Here is a 4,174-nt window from a genome sequence, read left to right as displayed (position 1 = left end):
AAAAAAGGTCATAAAAACCTTTATTTGGCATGCACAAAAAGACCACTTTCGAAAGTCAGATATCAATTTGAACTTCCAAAGTGGTCTTATTTTAGATTCTAAGTCTTAACTTAATGACATTGAGCTGTTTGCCACGTCATTTTGCCTACTGAACTCGTAAAAAATTACTCCCCCACAGGCTGGTAATTCTATATCCATATTCAAAAGGGAGAGCGTTAGAAATGCCGTTTCTAGTGGGGGTTGTTTAGTATTTTTGAAATAATTTTAGATATTTGAGATAATAGGAACAGATGAAATTCAATGAATATCTCAAGTAGATAAGGGAGTGGATTATGAAAATCATTGCGACAGACTTAGATGGTACCTTTTTGGACAGCAATCACCAGTTTGACCAAGAACGTTTTTCGAAGTTATTGGATCGTTTAGAGGAGAAGGGGATTGTATTTGCGGCGGCATCTGGTCGGGGTATTGCATCTATGAGAGAATTATTCGCACCCTTTCGGAATCGGATTTATTTAATCGGTGAAAATGGATCGATTATTGAGGAGCGGGGGCAGGTGATTTGGTCTCGCACTATGGATGAGCATACGGTGGAAGAACTATTTGCGACTTTGGAAGCGAGTCCTTATGTGGATAAAAATCAGCTGATTTTTTCAGCTGAGAATGAGGTTTATGCTTTGAACACGGTTGATCCAGACTACTTAGCATTTTCACGTCGCTACCATCCCAATGTTCAGTTGATTGGGGATTTAAAAGATATGCGGGAGCCGGTTTTCAAGGTTACTTTGAATTTAAAACCAGAAGAAATGGTGGAAGGTTTGGCATGGATTGCGCAGGCCTTGCCAGATTATTCGGTGATGACGACTGGTTACCAAACCTTGGATATTGTTCCTACAGGTATTGATAAGGGTGGTGCGCTCGGACGCTTGCTCATTATGAAGGACTGGCATCCGGATGATTTAGTTGCTTTTGGAGATCAGTTTAATGATCGTCAGATGTTGGAATTAGCTGGTTTGGCTATCAGTCCAGAAAATGCTAAGGAAGAAATTAAGGCTTTGGCAGACCGTGTGATTGGTCCTGCCAGTGAAGGGTCTGTACTTAAATACATGGAGGAGCTGATTTGATGGATATTCGTTTAATTGCCCTTGATTTGGATGGGACTTTATTAACTAGTGATAAGAAGATTAGCTCACGAACCAAGGCTGCTCTAGCTGCTGCACGGGAGCAGGGGGTTAAGGTCGTTTTGACAACTGGGCGGCCTCTTAAAGCCATGGATTTTCTGTTAAAGGAGTTGGAGCTAGATGGTCAGGAAGAAGAGTATGCGATTACTTTTAATGGCGGTCTTATTCAACGCAATACAGGGGAAATCTTAGCAGAGGCTCGTTTTAGTTATGAAGAGGTTCAGGAATTGTACCAGCTGAGTCGGGACTTGGGCTTGCCCTTGGATGTCATTCAGGAGGGAACTGTCTTTAATATTGAAGGACCGATTGCCTCACGTTACCAGTCTTTCAACCCAAGCTTAGATTTCACCTTGATTTCCTTTGCCGATTTAGATGAGCAAGCCTTTTATAACAAGTGTATCTCAGCTCATGACGCAGTTGCTTTAGATGGGGCGTTAGAACAAATCCCAGCCCCATTTTTTGAAAAATATGGAATCTTTAAGTCCAGAGATCAATTGCTAGAATGGTTGCCAAAAGAGGCGGATAAGGCAAGAGGGTTGGAGAAATTGACGGCTCTCTTGGGCTTGAGCAGGGATCAGGTAATGGCCTTTGGGGATGAAGCCAATGACTTATCCATGATTGAATGGGCAGGTTATGGAGTTGCCATGGGCAATGCAGTGCCAGCCTTGAAAGAAGTGGCTTGGAAGGTCTTGGACTGGACGAATGACCAGGACGGGGTTGCTCGTGCTGTTGAAGAATATGTATTGAAGGAGAAAGAGAATGGGGCTATTTGATCGCCTATTTGGAGTTGAGAAAAACGACACGCCTAAAGAGGAAGTCGAACTGGAAGAAAGTGCTTTGGTGGAAGCAGACGAGGAGGAGTTGGTTTCTGAGCCGGAATCGCAGTTTCAAGGAGGCTTGGAAGAGGAATCTGGATCTGCTAACCTAGTGGAGAGTCAAATTGAAGAAGCTCTTGAGCCTGTCTCTGAAGAAATGACTTCGGAAGTTGAAAAGGTAACAGTCGACACCTTACCAGATTACTATGTACAAATGCGAGCGCAACTGGATGCGGCTAGCCGCAAGGTTGAGGAAGAGCAATTTCAGGAGGCCTTGGAAGAAGTCCGCAAACGTCGGGAAACAGAGGCTGAAAAGTACAATCGAAGCTTGCAGAAAACCCGCTCTGGTTTCTTGGAAAGTTTGAATGCCTTCTTTGCCAATTTCCGTACAGTGGATGAAGAATTCTTTGAAGAACTTGAGGAGCTCTTGATTACTAGCGATGTCGGTGTCCAAGTCGCAACCCAGTTGACAGAAGATTTGCGTCAGGAAGCTCGCTTGGAAAATGCAAAGAAACCTGAAGATTTACGCCGAGTTATTATTGAAAAATTAGTAGATATCTATGATAAAGATGGTCACTATGAGGAAGAGATTCAGTTCCAAGATGGCTTAACGGTTATGCTGTTTGTGGGCGTTAATGGGGTCGGAAAAACCACCTCCATTGGAAAATTGGCTTATCGCTATAAAGCAGAAGGACGTAAAGTCATGTTGGTCGCGGCGGATACCTTCCGAGCTGGAGCTGTAGCTCAGTTGGTTGAATGGGGCAACCGCGTTGATGTTCCGGTTGTGACAGGTCCTGAAAAAAGTGATCCAGCCAGTGTCGTTTATGATGGTTTGGAGCAAGCCCAAGCAGCAGGTATTGATGTTCTTTTGATTGATACGGCTGGTCGTCTTCAAAACAAGGATAATCTGATGGCGGAATTGGAGAAAATTGGCCGGGTTATTCAGCGTGTAGTACCAGATGCACCTCATGAAACACTTCTAGCCTTAGATGCTTCAACGGGACAAAATGCTTTGGTCCAAGCCAAGGAATTTTCTAAGATTACTCCTGTGACAGGTATTGTTTTGACTAAGATTGATGGCACGGCTCGTGGAGGAATTGTTCTGGCCATTCGTCAAGAACTAGATATCCCCGTTAAACTGATTGGTTTTGGGGAAAAATTGGATGATATTGGAGACTTTAAGTCGGAGCAATTTATGCGTTCTCTCTTGGATGGTGTTTTTGTCTCAGAGATCGCCTAGATGATGTCTGAATGGTCTTGGGTTATCTAGATGTGAGGCTGACCTTCGGGGTTCAGCCTCTCGTTTTTGGGATATGTGATAGATTGGAGTTAGTTGATGGCACTTTTATGCCTTTTGTTGTTAGTTGCTTTTTCAGGTTATTTGGCTAATTTAGAGAAATCCAAGCGTTTTAACCTTTTTAAAGCTCTCTTGTTGGTAGCTGGTGAAGCCTTTATTGGTATGATTTTCTTTATCCTGTTTGCCTTTCTTATTGCTGTTTCAGCCTTGTCTTTTATTTTGGTAGAATCAGGCGGTTCCTTATTTATAGTAGTGTTGTTGCTTGCGGTTATGAATGGTTTTATTCTTTACTGGATGAATCGATGGCTGTTTCCAAAGTTTTCCATTTCGAATCAGGTTCAGACACTCTGTGAATACATTATCCAGTGGCTCCTGATTTATGTGACAGTCTATCAAGATCTCTTTAATAATTTGGATAGCTTTTTGAAATTAGCAGAACTGTCTGCTAATGATTTTGGAAAATGGGATTTGACCCATCCTAGTGTTTTAACCTTATTGGTTCTTCCTTCTTTAATCTCTGTTTGGGTAGGTATTATTTTGTATAAAACCAAAGAGGATACAATTTGACAAAAGGATTCGCAACACGAATCCTTTTTATGTGGATTACTCATCCCTTACCCTTATTAGCAATTTTAGATACATCAATGCTCGGAGTTATTGAGGGAATATCCTCGTATCTGCTATCCCAATTTCGATTGTTTATAGGGTGGTTATTGAATGGTATACTCTTTTAGATTATAAACTGTATATGATATGCTATTTTTATGGCATACGGAATTGATTTTAGAAAACGGGTCCTTGAATATGTTAAAGAGGGACATACACGTAAAGAAACAGCAGCTTTATTTAATATTAGCATCAATACTTTATACAGTTGGGAA

5 protein-coding genes are annotated in these 4,174 nt (G+C 41.8%); all 5 read left to right on the top strand.

Annotation, left to right across the window (positions count from 1 at the left end):
- Window positions 1–332: 332 nt before the first annotated feature.
- On the top strand, window positions 333–1,124 hold the full coding sequence (locus ACXM1Q_RS08915; RefSeq protein ID WP_458517754.1) for an HAD family hydrolase: 792 nt from the start codon (window positions 333–335) through the stop codon (window positions 1,122–1,124).
- Window positions 1,121–1,954 carry a Cof-type HAD-IIB family hydrolase gene (locus ACXM1Q_RS08910; protein WP_458517753.1) on the top strand — a complete coding sequence of 278 codons (834 nt, stop codon included), beginning with the start codon at window positions 1,121–1,123 and terminating at the stop codon, window positions 1,952–1,954. Before ACXM1Q_RS08915 ends, ACXM1Q_RS08910 begins: the two co-directional genes overlap by 4 nt.
- Window positions 1,941–3,236: a signal recognition particle-docking protein FtsY gene (gene ftsY, locus ACXM1Q_RS08905; protein WP_458517752.1), complete on the top strand. Its 1,296-nt coding sequence runs from the start codon at window positions 1,941–1,943 to the stop codon at window positions 3,234–3,236. Before ACXM1Q_RS08910 ends, ftsY begins: the two co-directional genes overlap by 14 nt.
- A gap of 96 nt (window positions 3,237–3,332) precedes the next feature.
- Entirely contained in the window at window positions 3,333–3,860 is a 528-nt protein-coding gene (locus ACXM1Q_RS08900) for an SA1002 family membrane protein (RefSeq protein ID WP_458517751.1), read from the top strand.
- A 197-nt stretch (window positions 3,861–4,057) separates the two neighbouring features.
- Window positions 4,058–4,174, top strand: a 117-nt coding sequence (locus tag ACXM1Q_RS08895) for a helix-turn-helix domain-containing protein (RefSeq protein ID WP_458517755.1), incomplete at its 3' end; no start/stop codon positions are given.

It is taken from the genome of Streptococcus sp. 10F2 (assembly GCF_054331515.2).
This window is presented reverse-complemented; position numbering and strand designations above follow the sequence as displayed.